Raw genomic sequence first — 16,859 nt, forward strand, 5'->3', positions numbered from 1 at the left:
TTCCAAGAGTAAATCCCTGATATTCAGCTAAAATGAAACTTTTTGCAGATCGTTTCTTGTAGTTGCTTTCACTTTCAATTTAGGAATAAAATAAATCCTTTCCCTCGGTAAATCCACTAGTTTAATTAATGAAGATTTAGAAATTTTGGGCATAGAAAGTAGCTGAAACTTTTGATAAAAAAACTCAGTAAACATCTATATACCGACGTTGCATATTTGCGAGATGATTTAGCAACGTCCAAATTTTCCCTTAGTTTCCCCTGCTTGCCTCAATTCATACCACTGTTCTGCAATGCCCTATTCCCAGATTTCCTGTTCCCTCCCTACACAAGTAAGTTCAGGAATCAAATCGGATTCCTATATGATCCGGTAAGTATCGTCTAAATGAAAAGAGATTTATGACGCAAACAATTTCAATTAACGACTCTGGGCGCTTGCAACTCACGCCGCTAGAAATCCCATCCCGTCTGCTGTTGGGGCCAGGGCCATCTAATGCCCATCCCACAGTTCTCCAAGCGATGAATACTTCACCCGTTGGGCATCTTGACCCAACTTTTCTCGCACTCATGGATGAAATTCAGTCGTTGCTACGCTACGTATGGCAAACAGAAAACTCACTTACCATTGCAGTCAGCGGTACGGGAACAGCTGCAATGGAAGCAACCATTGCCAATGCTGTAGAACCCGGTGATGTAGTTTTAATCGGTGTAGCTGGTTACTTTGGTAATCGCCTTGTGGATATGGCTGGACGTTATGGCGCTGATGTGCGAACCATTACCAAACCTTGGGGACAAGTCTTCAACTTGGAGGAACTTCAAACTGCCTTAAAAACTCATCGTCCAACTATCTTAGCTTTAGTTCATGCTGAAACTTCCACCGGCGCACGTCAACCCTTGGAAGGGGTCGCTGATTTGTGTCGTGAATTTGGCACTTTATTATTAGTGGATACGGTGACAAGTTTGGGCGGCGTCCCCTTGTTTTTGGATGCTTGGGGAGTTGACTTAGCCTATAGTTGTAGCCAAAAAGGGTTAGGTTGCCCGCCTGGTGCTTCTCCTTTTACAATGAGTGCGCGTGCAGTTGAGAAATTGCAACAGCGGCAAACGAAAGTTGCAAACTGGTATTTAGATATGTTGTTGCTGGGTAAGTATTGGGGTGCTGAACGCACCTATCACCACACAGCACCGATTAATTTATACTATGCATTACGGGAAGCACTACGTTTGCTTGCAGAAGAGGGATTAGCAAATTCCTGGCAGCGGCATCAAAAGAACGTAGAATATCTCTGGGAAGGTTTAGAGAATTTAGGACTGAGTATGCACGTTGAGCAAGAGTATAGATTACCAACGCTTACCACTGTCCGCATTCCAGCCGGGGTAGATGGTAAAGCGATCGCACAGCAGTTACTCAATGAACATAATATTGAAATTGGCGGTGGTCTTGGCGAACTCGCAGGTAAAGTTTGGCGCGTGGGATTGATGGGCTTTAATAGTCGAAAGGAAAGTGTTGACCAACTTTTAGCCGCACTGCGGCAGGTTTTGCCTAAGTAGTTTTGATATATGGTGCGTTAACAGTAGCTTAACGCACCTGAGAAAAAGAGCATCGGGCTAACTTCACTGCGAGAAAAAACCAACAACCAGCAGAGGCAAAAGTATTAAAACAGATACAATCAAAACCAGAGTTGCCGGCTCGACTTTAATCTGGTTCTTCTCTGGATCGCGCATTTGGCACTCCTCGAACAATCAATATATTACCTAAGCCTAAATGATGGTTACTTTTTTTTCCAAGCCCAATAAGGTTTAAAAGTGTAAACTTTTTAGCCCATCAGCTTATTTCTTCCAAGGCAATTTAGTCCCCATTTCAGTTAAAGCTGAGAAGATAAGATATACAATGAGTAACCCAGCCGCCGCAAAGAAAGCGAGTAAATCGTTATCCATAAATGCCCGACGCTAAAACTTCGCTAATCATAGCGGAATTATCTAATCTTTAGCATTTTTCTGAGTCTGCAATCTTTGATCTTCTGGGTGCAAACTGTACCAGCCATACCAGTGACGAACTGCTAGCCAAATCGCTGAAAGCAAACCCGCCAAACTAAGGGTTAGTCCGCTAAACGGTATTAATAATCCAAAAATCGGTAGCACTGCTCCAGCAATAGTGGCGACGATCGCAGCCAGGGAAGCACTGCGGCTAGCTCCCAATCCCCATGTTAAAATTAGTAAAATGATGGAAATTAAAGTCCAAGCCAACTGAGCATTGATAATGCGAGCTAGATAGGTCAAAGTTAACAGACAAGCAAAGAAAATACTAGCAGCGATCGCAATATTTCTAAAACTCATTGGCAGTGACAAATATAACAATAATATCCACCACAAAAATATTGCCGGGGCTAGCAATAAAAGCCGGGGAATGATGCCAGTATGACGAATGGGTTCGGTGTTGGTAAAGACTCCAAAGGGATTTTTGACTGAAACATTATCGTCAAATATCCAAGTAAACTGAGTACTGCGTCCGTTAACTTTAATCTCATTCGGTACAACACCACTAGCAAAATCAGCCGGAGCAAAGTTGGCAATTGCTGTGAGGCGAAAATTAGAAAGCAACTGTCCCGTTGCACTATAAACCCAACGCGGCCCGCCTTGAGCCTGATAAGTAACTCGAAAGGTGGTTTCTTCTTCCGGTTGCAGCTGGAAGGGAAAGCCATAGTCTCCCGGATTGGTTTGTTGTAACCTAGTACCGTCACGCTCAACTTTGTAGCTAGCAAGCAGTGTGTAGCCGTTAGGTGGCGGTGTTTCAAAGAAAAAATTATTAATATCCTTGAGTTGGTTAACTACTTTATAATCAGCAGTGTAATTTACCTGATAAATTGAACTGCGGCCTGGAACATCTACACTTTGGTCAAGCTTGACTTGTATTTGCGAACCAGCCAACGTTAAGAAGCGGTTGATTTGTCGTGTCTCATTTACCTTGACAATTTTGCCATTAACTTGAGTGTTATAGGAGTATGGCTCCTGGATAGAGTAGCGAACTTGAGGTGCAAATTGTTCGAGCTTTTCACCTGCGACACTTTGGGCCACTTGAGCCACCTTTGTTTGTTCCCAGTAGTGATAGCGATTGCTCAAAGTCGAACAGAGAAAAAATCCCGGTACTAACAAGACTAATACTAGAGTTAAATGCTGTAATCCTCGCAGTAGTTGGGAATAACGCACAGCCCATTCGCCAATGAATATAAATTGTTCCGGCTGGCTGCGACGCAGAGAAAAACTGATGAGTGCGATCGCAACTCCCAAAGCTACAATCAAAAATACTAATAACAGTGAAGCTTTGAGCGCCTGGGTTCCAAATTGAACAAGCTCAACTGGATGCGTCAAATCGGGTAATCCGGGAATACCTTGAGCAGAAGATGACATTGGTTGATTTTTGCAGAATTTGGAGAACCAGACCAATAAAATCTCTTAAAAGTTTCTTGACAATAGTTTTATTTGATACCCAGGCAATTGAGAGAAGTGCTGCGTTGGCGTAGCCAGCTGTAGGCATCGTGTCCCTAACTTGCTCGACTGTAACTTAACGTGAGTTCGATGAATCTTTCCCGAACAACCTACCTCTCCCACGGGGAAAGGGAGGAGCAACGAGAAATTAGGGTTTTGGCTCCCCTCTCCGTGTCCAAGAGAGGTTGGGAGAGAGGTTAAAAAAGGGCTTGTCGAACTCACGTTAACTTGGTATAAACACCAAAAACCCGATCGTTAAGACCGGGTTCTTGAGGGAAAACAATGGGGATATATTCCCCGAAGGTTAGTTATAGAGGTTCAGTATAATATCGATGCTCTGATATTTACTACCACGCCATTGTTACCCATTCCGGAAAATTAGCTAAGAATTTTTGACTAGTCTTCTTTGATCTCCTAACATACAGCAACCTACTGGTAGCATCAGCGTGTAGGATTGATAAATATTAATTTTCCGGCTTTTGCTAATGAACAATGCATTTGGTAGCTGGCAAGAATGGTTAACAGTATTCACCTATCTAGGTTTTACCGTCTTCATTATCTGGCGAGTGTTTACCGCCGAGAAGAATTAAAAAAGCTGCATATCATCTCACCAGGGCCTTTTTGCTCAAAGGGCAAAATAGTCCCAGCTTGTTGAACCTTGACTCGTTCGCGACAATTGTAAACCTCTGTAGGTCTTTTTATGCCATCTACGCTAACAATTGCCTTGTATTCCCAATAATTTTTGGCACTTCGGCTGATACTGAGAATGCAAATCTGGTGGCGTAGACCGTCGTAGACAGCGTAATTACGGCATACAGATGCAAAAGCTGGATATACCACGGAGAAAGGTAGTATTAATAGCAATATAAATATTATGTATTTAATCCTGCTCATAAAAAATTGTTTAACATTATTTGGAAATATTATTAAATTTTTCGACCCTTTGAGTTGATTCAATTACTTTTCCTAGTTTGACAGACCAGAGATTACAACTCCATAGCACACAAAGCATGAGTTAATTGAGAAAGTCAGATTACATCTGGCTGGGTTCCCACCATTTGTATCTGTAGTCTGATTTTGGAAAATTGATATAACAACAAATGTGCAAAAAAAGTCAGTCGTAAGGACGATAAAATTGCAACCAAAAACAAAATTTGAGCAATCTGGGATTACACGCTGTTTTGCAGCAATACTGCTCTTTGGTCAAGTGTGGCTACATTTACTCCAAGGGAAAACCTACTATCGCAAGATTTTGCAACATCTTGTTACCGCTGGGCCAGGTTCTATCTCTCCAGTTCTCCTTGTCAGCGGTTTTGCCGGAATGATTTTTACTATTCAAACAGCGAGAGAATTAGTGCGATTTGGCGCTGTTGATGCAGTGGGAGGTGCTTTTGCCTTAGCTTTTTGTAGAGAATTAGCTCCAATTTTGACCGCTAGTATTATGGCGGGACAAGTAGGTTCTGCTTTTGCAGCGGAAATAGGTGCAATGCGAGTCACCGAACAAATTGATGCACTTTATATGCTCAAAACCGATCCAATTGATTATTTAGTACTTCCTAGAGTAATTGCTTGTTGTTTGATGGTGCCTTTGATGACGATTTTGGCTTTAGTTACAGGCATCACTGGTGGAGTTTTTGCCGCATCAAAGTTTTACCAAATTATTCCCGAAACATTTTTAGAATCAGTCAGAAATTTTTTAGAACCGTCAGATTTGTTTATTATTTTGCTAAAAGGGTTTATTTTTGGAGTGCTGGTTGCTGTCATTGGCTGTAGTTGGGGTTTAACTACGAAAGGGGGAGCAAAGGAAGTAGGGGAATCGGCAACAAAAGCAGTTGTTACTAGTTGGGTATCCATTTTTATTATGGATTTTTTCCTATCTCTACTGCTGTTTGAACAGCCTGCATTTTGAACCCAACTAAGTATTGAACAAAACAAAATTCCCAACTTATTAAAAAGTCGGGAATTTGAGCTACAAAGGAAATTGTAGGGAAATAATACTGCTTCTAAAGGATTGGCGTAACCCAACCCAGGCATAGCTTGCTTTTTCGGGTATACTTCATCACGTTAACAGAATTTGGGAATATATGAACTTGTAAATTAGCGCACCCAAAGCTAAACCTCCCAATGAAAAGATCGAGGCAGTCGAAAAAGCTAACCCTTCCTTAAGACCAGCTCTTTGAAAGTCTATCCTGACTAATATAGTCGCTGAAATGATGAGTAAAGTATCAAGAAATATCCGAAACCAGGCAATCATAATAAAGAATAAGAACGCTGCTAAGACGGCAACAGCAAAAGCCCTGGTATTTGATTGCAGGAAAATACTGTAGTAATATGTCATCCTTGGCCAAGGAGCGGTCAACGTTATGATTAAAAGCAAGATAGCAATTACAGTTGCCACCCACACAAATATAGGAGCACGTGTTTCTGATATTACCCAGCCCAAAGTACTGTAACTCAGCAGTACTAGTGCTAGGGACACCCAAGGAACTCTTTTCAAAATTGACATGGGTTTATATTTTTAGTACAGGGTTAAGGTCTTATCGCATAAATAAGTTTACTAACTCAAGACTTTATTTTGCTTGAGGATTTGCTTAGTTTATGATAATTGTCCTTCCTTAAGCATATCCCAGTATCAAAGGAGTTTTTTCCGATACGGGTATTAGTGAGATAAGAAACCAGAAGTTCTTACAGATAAAATTATGTAGATTTTGAATATATGGCTTAAACTAGTAGGTTTAGCATCATATTTTATAACTTCAATCAATAGACTTTTATGCTATTCACAAGAAAGCTAAACAAGTTTGTCGAGAATTGCGGTACAAAGTAGTTAAAGATTTGTAAACTGTTAGCAGCCGAGTAGCCGCGTGTCACATCTTGTTAAGGAATTATCATGAAACAACTTATTATTGCTGAACGCGTATGCCTCATTGGTCATATCGCGTCAAAAGCCTTTGGACTGGTAGGGATGCTACTGGTAGTACCTAATGCTGAGATAATTTTCAACTTATCACAGGTAGGAGAAACTGCCGTACAGTTAAGTATGGCTGGCGGCGGTGTAGTTGATATCATCTTAGGGACAGTAGCTGTCTCTATTTATGCCTACCGGACTTTGGGATTAGGAACTTGGCTAGCATTTATGCTACCAGCTATGTTTATCTCTTTGGGGAGTGAACTACTGGGAACTAGTACAGGGTTTCCATTTGGTGATTATAGCTACTTGAGTGGTTTGGGTTATAAGATTGCGGGGCTAGTTCCTTTCACAATTCCTTTATCTTGGTTTTATGTTGGGCTGTCGTCTTACTTAATTGCGAGAACTGGTTTGAAAGTGGCTCAAAAACCCAGTTGGGGTCGCCATATTGCTGCGATAGCCGTTGGTGCTTTGCTCTTCACTTGCTGGGACTTTGCCCTTGAACCGGCTATGAGTCAAACTTCTCTGCCTTTCTGGTATTGGGAACAACCAGGAGCTTTCTTTGGAACACCTTACCAGAACTATGTAGGTTGGTTTGGTACTAGCGCCCTGTTTATGAGTGTGGCAGGATTATTGTGGCGAAATACCTCGATTAAATTAGAGCGATCGCAACTAAATCTGCCTTTAGTCGTTTATTTAACTAACTTTGCATTCGCCGCTGGACTCAGTTTGGCCGCTGGATTCTTTATCCCTGTGTTACTTGGCTTATTGCTAGGTATAATTCCGGCTATGGTGCTGTGGTCAAGGAGTTCAACCACACCTGCTCAAGTTACTGTTGAACCAGTAACCAAAGAAGTATCAGTAGCAAAGGTTGAAGTTGCCTTGAAATAAGTCTAGAAGTTAGGGAGTGGGGAGTAGAGGGGCAGGGGGGCAGGGGAAGCAGGGGAAGCAAGGGGACAAGGGGACAAGGTGACAAGGTGACAAAAGTTTAGAACTTACAACAAGTCTTTCCCCTTGTCCCCAATTCTCCTTGTCTCCAAGTCCTCTTTCCAATGCCCAATGACTAATGACTGGTGACAAGGTGACAAAAGTTTAGAACTTACAACAAGTCTTTCCCCTTGTCCCCAATTCTCCTTGTCTCCAAGTCCTCTTTCCAATGCCCAATGACTAATGACTAATGACTAATGACTAATGACTAATGACTAATGACAACGCTTTGATAGCAGAAAGCGCTATCTCTCTTTTATTGCTACTTATCCAAGTACCAGCAACGGCGATTCTGTTTTCGCGCCTATTAAAAGGGCCAAGACGCCATCCTCCAATAAAACCCCAACAACCGACACCTGAGCTTTTGGGTAAGGTTAGCGTCGTTGTTCCCACACTGAACGAGGCGCTTCGCATTAGCCCTCTGTTGGCTGGTTTAAGTCAGCAAAGCTATGAAGTTCGGGAAATTATGGTTGTAGACAGTAAATCCAGTGATGGCACCCCCGATTTAGTTAAAGCCTCACAGCAGAAAGATCCGCGCTTTCGCCTGATGACAGATGATCCCTTACCCTCTGGTTGGGTGGGGCGTCCTTGGGCGTTACATAACGGTTTTCTATATAGTTCAGAGGCTAGTCAGTGGTTCTTGGGGCTGGATGCTGATATCCAACCGCATCCTGGTTTAGTTGCTGGGTTGTTAAAGACGGCCGAAGCACAGGGCTACGATTTGGTTTCTCTTTCACCCCAATTCATCCTCAAATATCCTGGGGAGTGCTGGCTACAACCGGCTTTGTTGATGACTTTGCTTTACCGATTTGATCCAGCGGGGATCAATACAGACCAACCAGAACGGGTAATGGCAAATGGGCAGTGTTTTTTGTGTCGTCGTTCCGTTTTAGCTGCTGTAGGTGGTTATAGCAGTGCGAAGAGTTCTTTTTGTGATGATGTCACGTTGGCACGCAATATTGCTATCCAAGGTTATAAGGTCGGCTTTTTAGATGGCGCAAAGGTATTAAAGGTACGTATGTATGAAGGGGCGATGGAGACGTGGAAAGAATGGGGGCGGAGTCTCGATCTCAAAGATGCAACTTCTCGCTCTCAGTTGTGGGGAGATTTATGGCTACTCGCATCTGTTCAAGGTCTACCCTTTTTAATTGTCCTGACTTTTTTGTTGATTTCTCCCACAGTCTCATATTCGCCCATCCCCCCATTCCTACTGCTGGGACTGAATTCATTCCTGTTGGTGATTCGCTTTGCGATGCTAATAGCGATCGCACCTTCTTACGATCGCACCAACGCTAAAGGTAGCTGGTTATTCTGGCTTTCCCCTTTGGCCGATCCCTTAGCTGTGCTACGAATCTTTTTATCTGCATTCCATACCCCGCGCGAGTGGCGAGGACGCAAGTATATATAGTGGGGCATTGGGCATTGGGCGTTGGGCATTGGAAAGAGGACTTGGAGACAAGGAGAATTGGGGACAAGGGGAAAGACTTGTTGTAAGTTCTAAACTTTTGTCACCTTGTCACCTTGTCCCCTTGTCCCCTTGTCCCCTTGCTTCCCCTGCTTCCCCTGCTCACTCCCTACTCCTCTTCACCTCCTACTTGATCCCCGCGTTCCAATTCCCAAAGAATTTGATTTCCTTCACGGCGTACCCGTGACACTATCCAATTTCGCCAGCGCCATTGATCTCCACGACTGGTGACAGCGCTGGCGTGGACATCCATCAAGTCTGCTAACTCAGAACTGGTGATTAAGTAGCCTTTTTCAGAAATTTCGTCAGCTATACGCAGAGTTTCGACCAAGCTGCGGAGTTGCGAAACCCTCATTTCTGGCGGTTTTTCATTGGTCACGGCCGCAGTTGGCCCAGTTAATGGTTCCATAAAGGTTATTTCTGGTGCAAAAGTACTGATTTGTTGGGGATTTTGGTTAATTATTCGAGAGTTTTTTTCATAATCAGCTACTTTTGCTACATTTAGTTGATTTTGGGAAGGTAAAGATTTATGAAAATTTGTGAAAGATAATTGTTGTAGCGAAGGGATTTTGCCACTGGCATAACTGCGAGCGATCGCATCACAACGTTCGTTACCTATGTTACCAGAATGTCCCCGAACGTATTGCCATTTTACTTGTTGGGTATTGAGTTCATCTAAGGTTTCTAAAAGGTCTTGGTTTTGGACGGGTTTACCATCTGACTTTTTCCAGCCTTTGTTTTTCCAGCCTTTCACCCACTTGGTAACACAGTTAATCAGGTATTCGCTATCGGTATGAAGGGTGATGGGTTGGGCTTGTTGAGATGTTTGCAGAAATTGAAGGGCGGCGATCGCAGCTTGCATCTCCATTTTATTATTAGTGGTATGAGGGGATGCATCGCCCATTTCGTGGATTGAGCCATCGCTGAAGTAGACGACAACACCCCAACCGCCAGGGCCAGGATTACCGGTGCAAGCACCATCAGTGTATATACTTTGAATTATGGGTTGGGTGGACATGTTTAGAGTCTCGAACCGCGAAGGCAAAAGTTATTAGCGGCGAATTTTTTAACAATATCCAGGCTATTATACTGATAAAAACTCTTAATTCTGACTCCTAACTTCGGAATTCTTCTTTAATCCTCATCATCAGGCAAATTTTCCATTTCTTCAGTAATTAGCGTCTGAAAATCTTCGTCACAATGATTATACAGATGAACCGCAGCAGCTAGGAGTTCTGCTAGAATTTCAGCTTGTTGGTTAGCAGTTAAACTAGTTAACTGTAACTGGTTAATCAAGGCTTGTACTTTTAGGCATTCTGTACCTAATTCAGCAATTAAGGTACTGAAGGTTGAATTGGTGACTGCAAGAGGGCGATCGCTAATCTGCATATTTTAGTTATTGTCCCAATCTTTTACGTGCTTGTTGGATTGCCTTGTCAAAAGCACGAATCTCTTTTTCCAAATGCTTAATTAGACCTTCGTCAGCAAAACTCTTTTCTGATTCCAGTCTAATATGTTCTTGATGTTCGGTAATTCTTTGAGTTAAAGATTCAATCGCCTTTTGATGGTGCTTCTAACTCGTTACTCCGAACGATAAGCAACGCGGAGACTTTGGATTAAAATCACCAGAGATGCGATCGCCATTAACCCGCCCCAAAACCAGTAAGGTAAAAGCAAATATCGCTGCATTTGCCCTGTATCAGAAATTCCAAGGGGGCCAGCAGAACTACTAAATAGATAATCAAGTTGATGGTACGTACTTACACAAGCTTGTACGCCCAGAAATTGAATGACAAACCCTTGCGCCCAGCGAGGTGCTTTCAGGGAAATACCCAAGATTATTAAACCTAGTAAGGGAATTGCAACCAATCCAAACCAGGAACGCACCCAAATTAATGTGGACAACAGCAAAAAACTGCCTAAAATTTTTAAACACAGGGTTGCTGCTGTAAAACTGCGGGAAGCCAGAATCAAAGCTGCACCGGCAAGAGGCGGCCCCATTGGCCCAGCTGCGGCGATGATTGCTGGGCCAATTGGCCCCAATGACGACCGGAGACCATAAGTTGCGACACCAGAACCATTGCTAAAAATCTGCAACTTCTGAAACTGTCCCCCTAATAGCAGTGCCATTAAGCCGTGACCCATTTCATGAAACCAAGTTGCCAAAATTGTAAATGGGTATAAGATATAATCTCCTCCTGGTACTTGCCACAACAAAGCAGTTGCGATCGCTGCTGCAACTAGCCAGGTTAGCCCCATACGCTCAACAACTAACGGGGCTTCTTTAGTCAGCAAGGGTTCAAAATTTTTATTTGATTTGCTCATAAGTTACTCAATTTTAGATTTTAGATTTTAGATTTTGGAATTAAGATTATCCCGATTAATTCATGGGGCATTCAATTTGGGGTTTTAGATTATAGATTATTCCTTCAATTTAATATTGACAGTATATTTTCATCTATCCTAATGTAATTATTGAGGTATTAGGGTTACTGAGGAATGCAACAATTCGCACTTCAAAGCGACGGCTGTAAACTATGGCGCTATCAAGAACAACATAGCCATCCGTCGCTTGTATGATACGGTTCAAGTGTTTATCCTCCAAAATAGATATCGGAGGATGGGCAGAAAATACTTAGACCGGATGTCACAATTGAGTGCTAATCAGTTAAGCAAGTTGAAACAGGAATGTCATTAAGTCTCCTTTACCCAAGCTGATGCGATCGCCTGGTCGCAAGCGATGACGGTTCCCTGGTAAAAGTGGCAAATTATTAATGTAAGTGCCATTAGAACTTCCCACATCCTCTACATAATGGGCATCTCCTTCGACACGAATATCTGCATGAATCCGCGAGACAATTTCGGAATTAGGAAATCCTGAAACATCTATATCTGGAGGAATCCGGTCATTAGGCTTGCCGATATGAATCACAGAGAAATTTTGCGGCAATTCAATTAAGCGATCGCTTTGAACGTGGAGTAACCGCGCTGTAACCTGCTGCAATTGCGTTCTGGCAGCAGTTGCAGTTGGTGCTGGTGCTGCTGGCGGGGGTACTTCGGCTTGGGAGGCTGGTACTGGTTCCACTGGTGGTGGAGTCGGAATACTACTTTGTCCAGAGACTACGGGTTGAGCTACAACGGATGACGCTGGCTCTGGAGGACTGCTTTTTGCAACAGGTATCTGTGGCACAGGTTCTGGGGGAACTGCCATCTCTGTTGGTGGTAAAGATGATTCGGGAGGATGAGAGTTAGTCGAACCACCCACTCCCAAGGCATCTGGTTGTAAAAGTTCTAACAGTGGATCGGGTGGAACTAACGGTGGTACTTCCACGGGAATATCGGGAGTAACTGTTGTAGCTACTGCGGGATGAACGTGTGGAACACCTGTGGAGTGAAGGTTATAGCCACATTGACCACAGAATGCAGCATCTGCCTGCACAGTTGCCCCACAACTGGGACAATTAGTAGTCGCAGGTAATGGTGTATAACAAGCTTCACATTGGACAGCGCCATCAGGGTTGGGATGATTGCAATTAGGGCAGACGATCATCGATATTTAGCCTTTGTTCAAGATCATCATAAATATAGTTAGGACTGGCAAGCAGAGGGCGGCCCTAGCTTTAGATTCTAGCAATTACTGCTTATTGAACAATAAATTGGACACTCTTACACGGGGAAGGGGAGCAGGGGAAGCAAGGGGACAAGGGGACAAGGGGACAAGGTGACAAGGTGACAAAAGTTTAGAACTTACAACAAGTCTTTCCCCTTGTCCCCAATTCTCCTTGTCTCCAAGTCCTCTTTCCAATGCCCAATGCCCCATGCCCAATTCCCAAGTTTAGTGTTGAAGTTCCAAACCTGCTGCCGCATCCAGCAGCCACCAAAGTTCTCCTTGGGGCTGAATTAAACGGGATGGGTAAGTGAAGTCATCGGCTACAGGTGCAAAGACTTGCGCTAAAGCTGGTCGTTTATTAGCACCAGCAACCAGAAAAATCACGCTACGAGCAGAGTTAATGAAGGGGTATGTGAAACTTATCCTGGGGTTTCCGTCTTTGTTACCCACAGTCACAAGGCGATCGCGTACTTTAAGAGCCTCGGTATGGGGAAACAAAGACGCAGTATGTGCATCATCACCCATTCCTAGTAATACTACATCCAAGGGGGGAAACTCGACCCCAGAAGAATCGAAAAATTTTTTGAGATGTTGTTCATACTTGGCAGCAGCCAGTTCTGGATTGGCTTCTAAAGTTGGTACGGGGTGAATGTTAGCCGCTGGGATGTCAACACGATCTAGCCACGCACGACGCGTCATCAGTTCATTGCTATCGGGGTGATCTGGTGGTACGTAACGCTCATCTCCCCAGAATATATGAATTTTATCCCAAGGCAGTTTTTGAGTAGCGATCGCTTCGTATAACGGTTTAGGTGTACTGCCGCCAGATAAGGCGATAGTAAACTGCCCCCGTTGCTCAATGGCAGTTTCTAACTTGGACAGAATTAATTCTAGCGCTCGTGTAACCAGCGCCGGCTGATCCGGTAGAACTTCAACAGTTTTGTTCATGGCTTCATCATCATATTGCTGGCTTCTGGCAATACAATACCGAACTTATTACAATCCCCCTTTTTAACTTTTGAAACATTTAACATCATGGATTGAGTAAGCTTGAAAAATTTAGACCCTCCTTATCAGCTTCAACGGTAAGTCGTCAGTAGTGAGTCGTACTAACTACTAACCACTCTCATGATTATTTTTATTTACATCCAGTTACTTGATACTTTGTTGATTTACGCCACAAAGGATACGTTTATTAATTCTTATTAAAAATTAATAAAACTAATTAATCTTAAACAATGTTTCCCAATCAGCGATCGCTTCACGTTGGGCAATTAACAATTCCTGAATTCCTTTTTGGGCAGCATCTAGCAGTTGGTTCAACTGAGTACGGCTAAAGCTGCCTTCTTCGGCTGTTCCTTGGACTTCAATAATTCCCAGATGTTGATTCATCACCACATTAAAATCTACTGTTGCAGCCACATCTTCGATATAATTTAGATCCAAAAATGGCTCTTTATCCAGTAATCCTACGGAAACTGCCGCTACCTGTCCACACAAAGGCGATCGCTCCAACACGCCTTCTTGCAACAATTTAGAAATTGCATGAGCCAACGCCACAAACGAGCCTGTAATAGCTGTTGTTCGAGTTCCGGCATCTGCTTGCAACACATCAGCATCTACAGTTAGCGTGCGTTCTCCCAGTGCCTCAAAATCTACTGCTGCGCGTAAGCTACGTCCAATTAAACGTTGAATTTCTTGCGTCCGTCCAGATAATTTCAATAATTCCCTTTCTTGGCGTTTTTGGGTAGCAGATGGTAACATTCGGTACTCAGCAGTTAACCAGCCTTTACCAGTTCCTTCAAGAAACTTCGGAACTCCCTTATTAACGCTAACGGTACAAAGTACCTGAGTATCACCGCATCTTGCGAGAACAGAACCGGGGGCAAAGCGGGTGAAACTGGGGTGAAAGCTAATCGGACGTAGTTCGTAAGCAAGACGACCGTCAGGACGCTGCCAAGCCATTGGAGTTGCCTCAAGTTTTACAATACTGCCTTAAGATTACCTTAGTGTCATTGGGCATTGGAAAGAGGACTTGGAGACAAGGAGAATTGGGGACAAGGGGAAAGACTTGTTGTAAGTTCTAAACTTTTGTCACCTTGTCCCCTTGTCCCCTTGTCCCCTTGTCCCCTTGCTTCCCCTGCTCCCCTGCCTGCCCCCTGCCCCCTTCCTCTTCTAAGGAACTGAAAGCAGAGTTAAAATATTTTGCTGTACCATCTCTGGTGACTGGTCGCCGTTGATGGTCAACAGGCAACGACGACGGTCGTAATATTCTAGGATGGGAATGGTGCGATCGTAGAATAATTCTACACGGCGCTGCACGATTTCTGGTTGGTCATCTGGTAGCGATCGCCCCAAGGATCGACTAACCATAACTGCTTCCGGGACTTGGAGATAAATTGCCCAATCTAGCTTTTGCCCTAAATCATCCAATAAAAAATCTAATTCTTCAGCTTGGAAGGCAGTACGGGGATAGCCTTCTAACACCCAATCGCAATTAATATCCGGTTGTCTGAGGCGAATTCGGATCAATTCAACGATCGTTTCGTCTGGAACTAACTCCCCTTTTTGCATGTAGGGCCGTGCGTGGTAGCCAAGTTCGCTCAAGCTAGCGTAAACCGAAAGAGAAGTCCGGGGATCGGCTTCCAACCATCGAAATTCCGGCAGGGGCTGATTGCCAGATATTGCTTCTCGTAAAATCTCACCTGTGGAAATCAGAGGAATATCAAAGTATCTGCAAAGCCTCTGTGCTTGAGTGCTTTTCCCCGATCCTGAACCTCCCAGAATCACCAATCTCACAACGATTTACTCCTCATCCTGTCAAATTCCCTACTAGCTAAGTCTGTTTTGCCCAAACAACCGACAAATTTAACATTTAGCGATTTTTAGGCGTTGTGCCTAGCTTTTTTAAATAATTGGAACTAAAAATTTTATGTTTTCATTTTTACAACTCATTTCCGAGAAAAAACGAAAATTTAAATCAAAATAACTCTTGACTTCAATACAAACGTAGTGTTTGACTAAGAATGCAATTTGCCAAATTCACCATACCTGTGAAAAACAGATAGATTATACAGGCAGAGTTGTAATAAGTACCGCCAGCACAAACATTTAATTTATTGTAATTTTTTGAACTTTACCCTATGGTTGCCCAGCTAGAAACTCCAAGTATAAATTCACCCCTTACCTTACCATATCCAGTAGAAGGACTAGTGCAAGTTTTCACTAGCTCTCATCGCAACTTTTTTACGAGCGTGATGGCTCAATCACTGAGAATAGCTGGACAAGGAACGCCAGTATTAATAGTGCAGTTTCTCAAAGGAGGTATCCGCCAAGGACAAGATCGACCTATACAATTAGGACAAAATTTAGATTGGATTCGGTGTGATTTGCCTCGTTGTATCGATACACCACATTTAGACGATACAGAAAATCAAGCCTTACAAAAGCTGTGGCAGTATACACAACAAGTTGTGTGTGAGAGTAAGTATTCTCTCGTGGTGTTAGATGAGTTAAGTTTAGCGATTAACTTTGGTTTAATTTCTGAAACAGAAGTTTTAGCGTTTTTGGCAAAACGCCCTCCCCACGTCGATATTATTCTCACAGGGCCAGAGATGCCGAAATCCCTTCTCGATGTGGCAGATCAAATTACAGAAATCCGTCAGAGTTATCGACCTTAAACAAAATACTCAATTCAGGATATCCTAGTAATTCCGTTTGAATTAGCTGTGAAGTTGTGATTAAAAACGATATCTGGATTACTGAAATGGCTCAACAGGGTCTAATTTCCCCCTTTGAGCCAAGTTTAATCCGAAAAGTGCAAAAAGATGAATCAGTAGTAGTTAAACATGTAATCAGCTACGGTTTATCTTCTTATGGCTACGATATACGCCTTTCTTCGGCCGAGTTCCGTATTTTTCGTCACATTCCCGGAACTGTAGTCGATCCCAAAAACTTTAATCCTCAAAATCTGGAGCCAACAGCACTGCATACCGATGCTAATGGCAGTTATTTTATTTTACCTGCTCATTCCTATGGACTTGGGGTTGCTCTAGAAAAACTGGAGGTTCCTGAGAATATTACTGTAATTTGTATTGGAAAATCTACGTATGCACGTTGTGGCATAATAGCGAACCTAACGCCTGCTGAAGCTGCATGGCGAGGTCATTTAACTTTAGAATTTTCCAACTCTTCCAGCGCTGACTGTCGCATTTACGCTCATGAAGGAGTGGTGCAATTGCTATTTTTAGAAGGCGAACCCTGCGCTATTAGTTATGAAGCTAGACAGGGTAAATATCAAGATCAGTTAGAGATTGTAACTCTAGCTAAAGTTTAAGTAACAAGGAACTAATCTTGCCTTACTTAGATCCTGTTTTGCTTACTATTGTGCGATCGCTCTAAATCATA

17 protein-coding genes are annotated in these 16,859 nt (G+C 43.1%); 6 read left to right on the plus strand and 11 right to left on the minus strand.

Going from position 1 to position 16,859, the window contains the following annotated elements; genetic code table 11:
* Positions 1–398 precede the first annotated feature (398 nt).
* A complete protein-coding gene (locus RMY64_RS17315) occupies positions 399–1,547 on the plus strand; it encodes an alanine--glyoxylate aminotransferase family protein (protein WP_322673762.1) in 1,149 nt (382 codons plus the stop codon).
* A 429-nt stretch (positions 1,548–1,976) separates the two neighbouring features.
* Here the strand turns inward: RMY64_RS17315 and RMY64_RS17320 are convergent, their stop codons facing one another.
* Both RMY64_RS17320 and RMY64_RS17325 read right to left on the minus strand, forming a co-directional pair.
* Entirely contained in the window at positions 1,977–3,404 is a 1,428-nt protein-coding gene (locus RMY64_RS17320) for a hypothetical protein (RefSeq protein WP_322700698.1), read from the minus strand.
* Positions 3,405–4,052: 648 nt separating this feature from the next.
* Entirely contained in the window at positions 4,053–4,376 is a 324-nt protein-coding gene (locus RMY64_RS17325) for a hypothetical protein (protein ID WP_322700699.1), read from the minus strand.
* A gap of 241 nt (positions 4,377–4,617) precedes the next feature.
* Between RMY64_RS17325 and RMY64_RS17330 the strand changes: the two genes are divergently transcribed.
* Positions 4,618–5,391, plus strand: coding sequence for an MlaE family lipid ABC transporter permease subunit (locus RMY64_RS17330; protein ID WP_322682612.1), 774 nt, complete (start codon positions 4,618–4,620; stop codon positions 5,389–5,391).
* Between the two features lie 150 nt (positions 5,392–5,541).
* Here RMY64_RS17330 and RMY64_RS17335 read toward each other — a convergent pair whose 3' ends face one another.
* The gene (locus RMY64_RS17335; protein WP_322673759.1) at positions 5,542–5,988 is read right to left on the minus strand and encodes a hypothetical protein; all 447 of its coding nucleotides are present in this window, start codon (positions 5,986–5,988) and stop codon (positions 5,542–5,544) included.
* Positions 5,989–6,372: 384 nt separating this feature from the next.
* On the opposite strand from RMY64_RS17335, the gene cruF reads away from it, so the two are divergent.
* A complete protein-coding gene (gene cruF, locus RMY64_RS17340; RefSeq protein ID WP_322700700.1) occupies positions 6,373–7,281 on the plus strand; it encodes a gamma-carotene 1'-hydroxylase CruF in 909 nt (302 codons plus the stop codon).
* A gap of 307 nt (positions 7,282–7,588) precedes the next feature.
* Complete coding sequence (gene cruG, locus RMY64_RS17345; protein ID WP_322700701.1) at positions 7,589–8,785, plus strand: 2'-O-glycosyltransferase CruG; 1,197 nt, start codon at positions 7,589–7,591, stop codon at positions 8,783–8,785.
* Positions 8,786–8,951: 166 nt separating this feature from the next.
* Here cruG and rnhA read toward each other — a convergent pair whose 3' ends face one another.
* The 8 genes from rnhA to RMY64_RS17385 form a co-directional block, all read right to left on the minus strand.
* Positions 8,952–9,860: a ribonuclease HI gene (gene rnhA / locus RMY64_RS17350; protein ID WP_322700702.1), complete on the minus strand. Its 909-nt coding sequence runs from the start codon at positions 9,858–9,860 to the stop codon at positions 8,952–8,954.
* A gap of 116 nt (positions 9,861–9,976) precedes the next feature.
* A complete protein-coding gene (locus RMY64_RS17355) occupies positions 9,977–10,231 on the minus strand; it encodes a hypothetical protein (RefSeq protein WP_322673755.1) in 255 nt (84 codons plus the stop codon).
* Between the two features lie 192 nt (positions 10,232–10,423).
* Positions 10,424–11,167 carry a M50 family metallopeptidase gene (locus RMY64_RS17360; RefSeq protein WP_322685113.1) on the minus strand — a complete coding sequence of 248 codons (744 nt, stop codon included), beginning with the start codon at positions 11,165–11,167 and terminating at the stop codon, positions 10,424–10,426.
* Between the two features lie 133 nt (positions 11,168–11,300).
* On the minus strand, positions 11,301–11,432 hold the full coding sequence (locus RMY64_RS17365) for a hypothetical protein (protein ID WP_322673753.1): 132 nt from the start codon (positions 11,430–11,432) through the stop codon (positions 11,301–11,303).
* A 78-nt stretch (positions 11,433–11,510) separates the two neighbouring features.
* Complete coding sequence (locus RMY64_RS17370; RefSeq protein ID WP_322700703.1) at positions 11,511–12,392, minus strand: FHA domain-containing protein; 882 nt, start codon at positions 12,390–12,392, stop codon at positions 11,511–11,513.
* A gap of 285 nt (positions 12,393–12,677) precedes the next feature.
* Positions 12,678–13,400 carry a 6-phosphogluconolactonase gene (pgl, locus tag RMY64_RS17375; protein ID WP_322673751.1) on the minus strand — a complete coding sequence of 241 codons (723 nt, stop codon included), beginning with the start codon at positions 13,398–13,400 and terminating at the stop codon, positions 12,678–12,680.
* A gap of 273 nt (positions 13,401–13,673) precedes the next feature.
* Positions 13,674–14,417 (minus strand): ribonuclease PH, encoded by a 744-nt coding sequence (gene rph / locus RMY64_RS17380; protein WP_322700704.1) that lies wholly within the window; start codon positions 14,415–14,417, stop codon positions 13,674–13,676.
* A 210-nt stretch (positions 14,418–14,627) separates the two neighbouring features.
* Positions 14,628–15,251, minus strand: coding sequence for an adenylate kinase family protein (locus tag RMY64_RS17385; RefSeq protein WP_289798524.1), 624 nt, complete (start codon positions 15,249–15,251; stop codon positions 14,628–14,630).
* 344 nt (positions 15,252–15,595) lie between these two features.
* Between RMY64_RS17385 and RMY64_RS17390 the strand changes: the two genes are divergently transcribed.
* Positions 15,596–16,132, plus strand: coding sequence for a P-loop NTPase family protein (locus RMY64_RS17390; protein WP_322700705.1), 537 nt, complete (start codon positions 15,596–15,598; stop codon positions 16,130–16,132).
* A gap of 86 nt (positions 16,133–16,218) precedes the next feature.
* Positions 16,219–16,788, plus strand: a complete 570-nt coding sequence (dcd, locus tag RMY64_RS17395; RefSeq protein WP_322689834.1) for a dCTP deaminase — start codon at positions 16,219–16,221, stop codon at positions 16,786–16,788.
* Positions 16,789–16,859 lie beyond the last annotated feature (71 nt).

It is taken from the genome of Nostoc sp. DedQUE08 (assembly GCF_034530895.1).
In the GTDB taxonomy this organism is placed as follows: Bacteria; Cyanobacteriota; Cyanobacteriia; order Cyanobacteriales; family Nostocaceae; genus Nostoc.

Coding starts and splice junctions, on each gene's coding strand:
- rph (WP_322700704.1), bottom strand. CDS start 14,417: ATGGCTTGGCAGCGTCCTGACGGTCGTCTTGCTTACGAACTACGTCCG.
- RMY64_RS17325 (WP_322700699.1), bottom strand. CDS start 4,376: ATGAGCAGGATTAAATACATAATATTTATATTGCTATTAATACTACCT.
- RMY64_RS17320 (WP_322700698.1), bottom strand. CDS start 3,404: ATGTCATCTTCTGCTCAAGGTATTCCCGGATTACCCGATTTGACGCAT.
- RMY64_RS17370 (WP_322700703.1), bottom strand. CDS start 12,392: ATGATCGTCTGCCCTAATTGCAATCATCCCAACCCTGATGGCGCTGTC.
- RMY64_RS17355 (WP_322673755.1), bottom strand. CDS start 10,231: ATGCAGATTAGCGATCGCCCTCTTGCAGTCACCAATTCAACCTTCAGT.
- RMY64_RS17315 (WP_322673762.1), top strand. CDS start 399: ATGACGCAAACAATTTCAATTAACGACTCTGGGCGCTTGCAACTCACG.
- pgl (WP_322673751.1), bottom strand. CDS start 13,400: ATGAACAAAACTGTTGAAGTTCTACCGGATCAGCCGGCGCTGGTTACA.
- cruG (WP_322700701.1), top strand. CDS start 7,589: ATGACTAATGACAACGCTTTGATAGCAGAAAGCGCTATCTCTCTTTTA.
- RMY64_RS17335 (WP_322673759.1), bottom strand. CDS start 5,988: ATGTCAATTTTGAAAAGAGTTCCTTGGGTGTCCCTAGCACTAGTACTG.
- RMY64_RS17360 (WP_322685113.1), bottom strand. CDS start 11,167: ATGAGCAAATCAAATAAAAATTTTGAACCCTTGCTGACTAAAGAAGCC.
- cruF (WP_322700700.1), top strand. CDS start 6,373: ATGAAACAACTTATTATTGCTGAACGCGTATGCCTCATTGGTCATATC.
- RMY64_RS17390 (WP_322700705.1), top strand. CDS start 15,596: ATGGTTGCCCAGCTAGAAACTCCAAGTATAAATTCACCCCTTACCTTA.
- rnhA (WP_322700702.1), bottom strand. CDS start 9,860: ATGTCCACCCAACCCATAATTCAAAGTATATACACTGATGGTGCTTGC.
- dcd (WP_322689834.1), top strand. CDS start 16,219: ATGGCTCAACAGGGTCTAATTTCCCCCTTTGAGCCAAGTTTAATCCGA.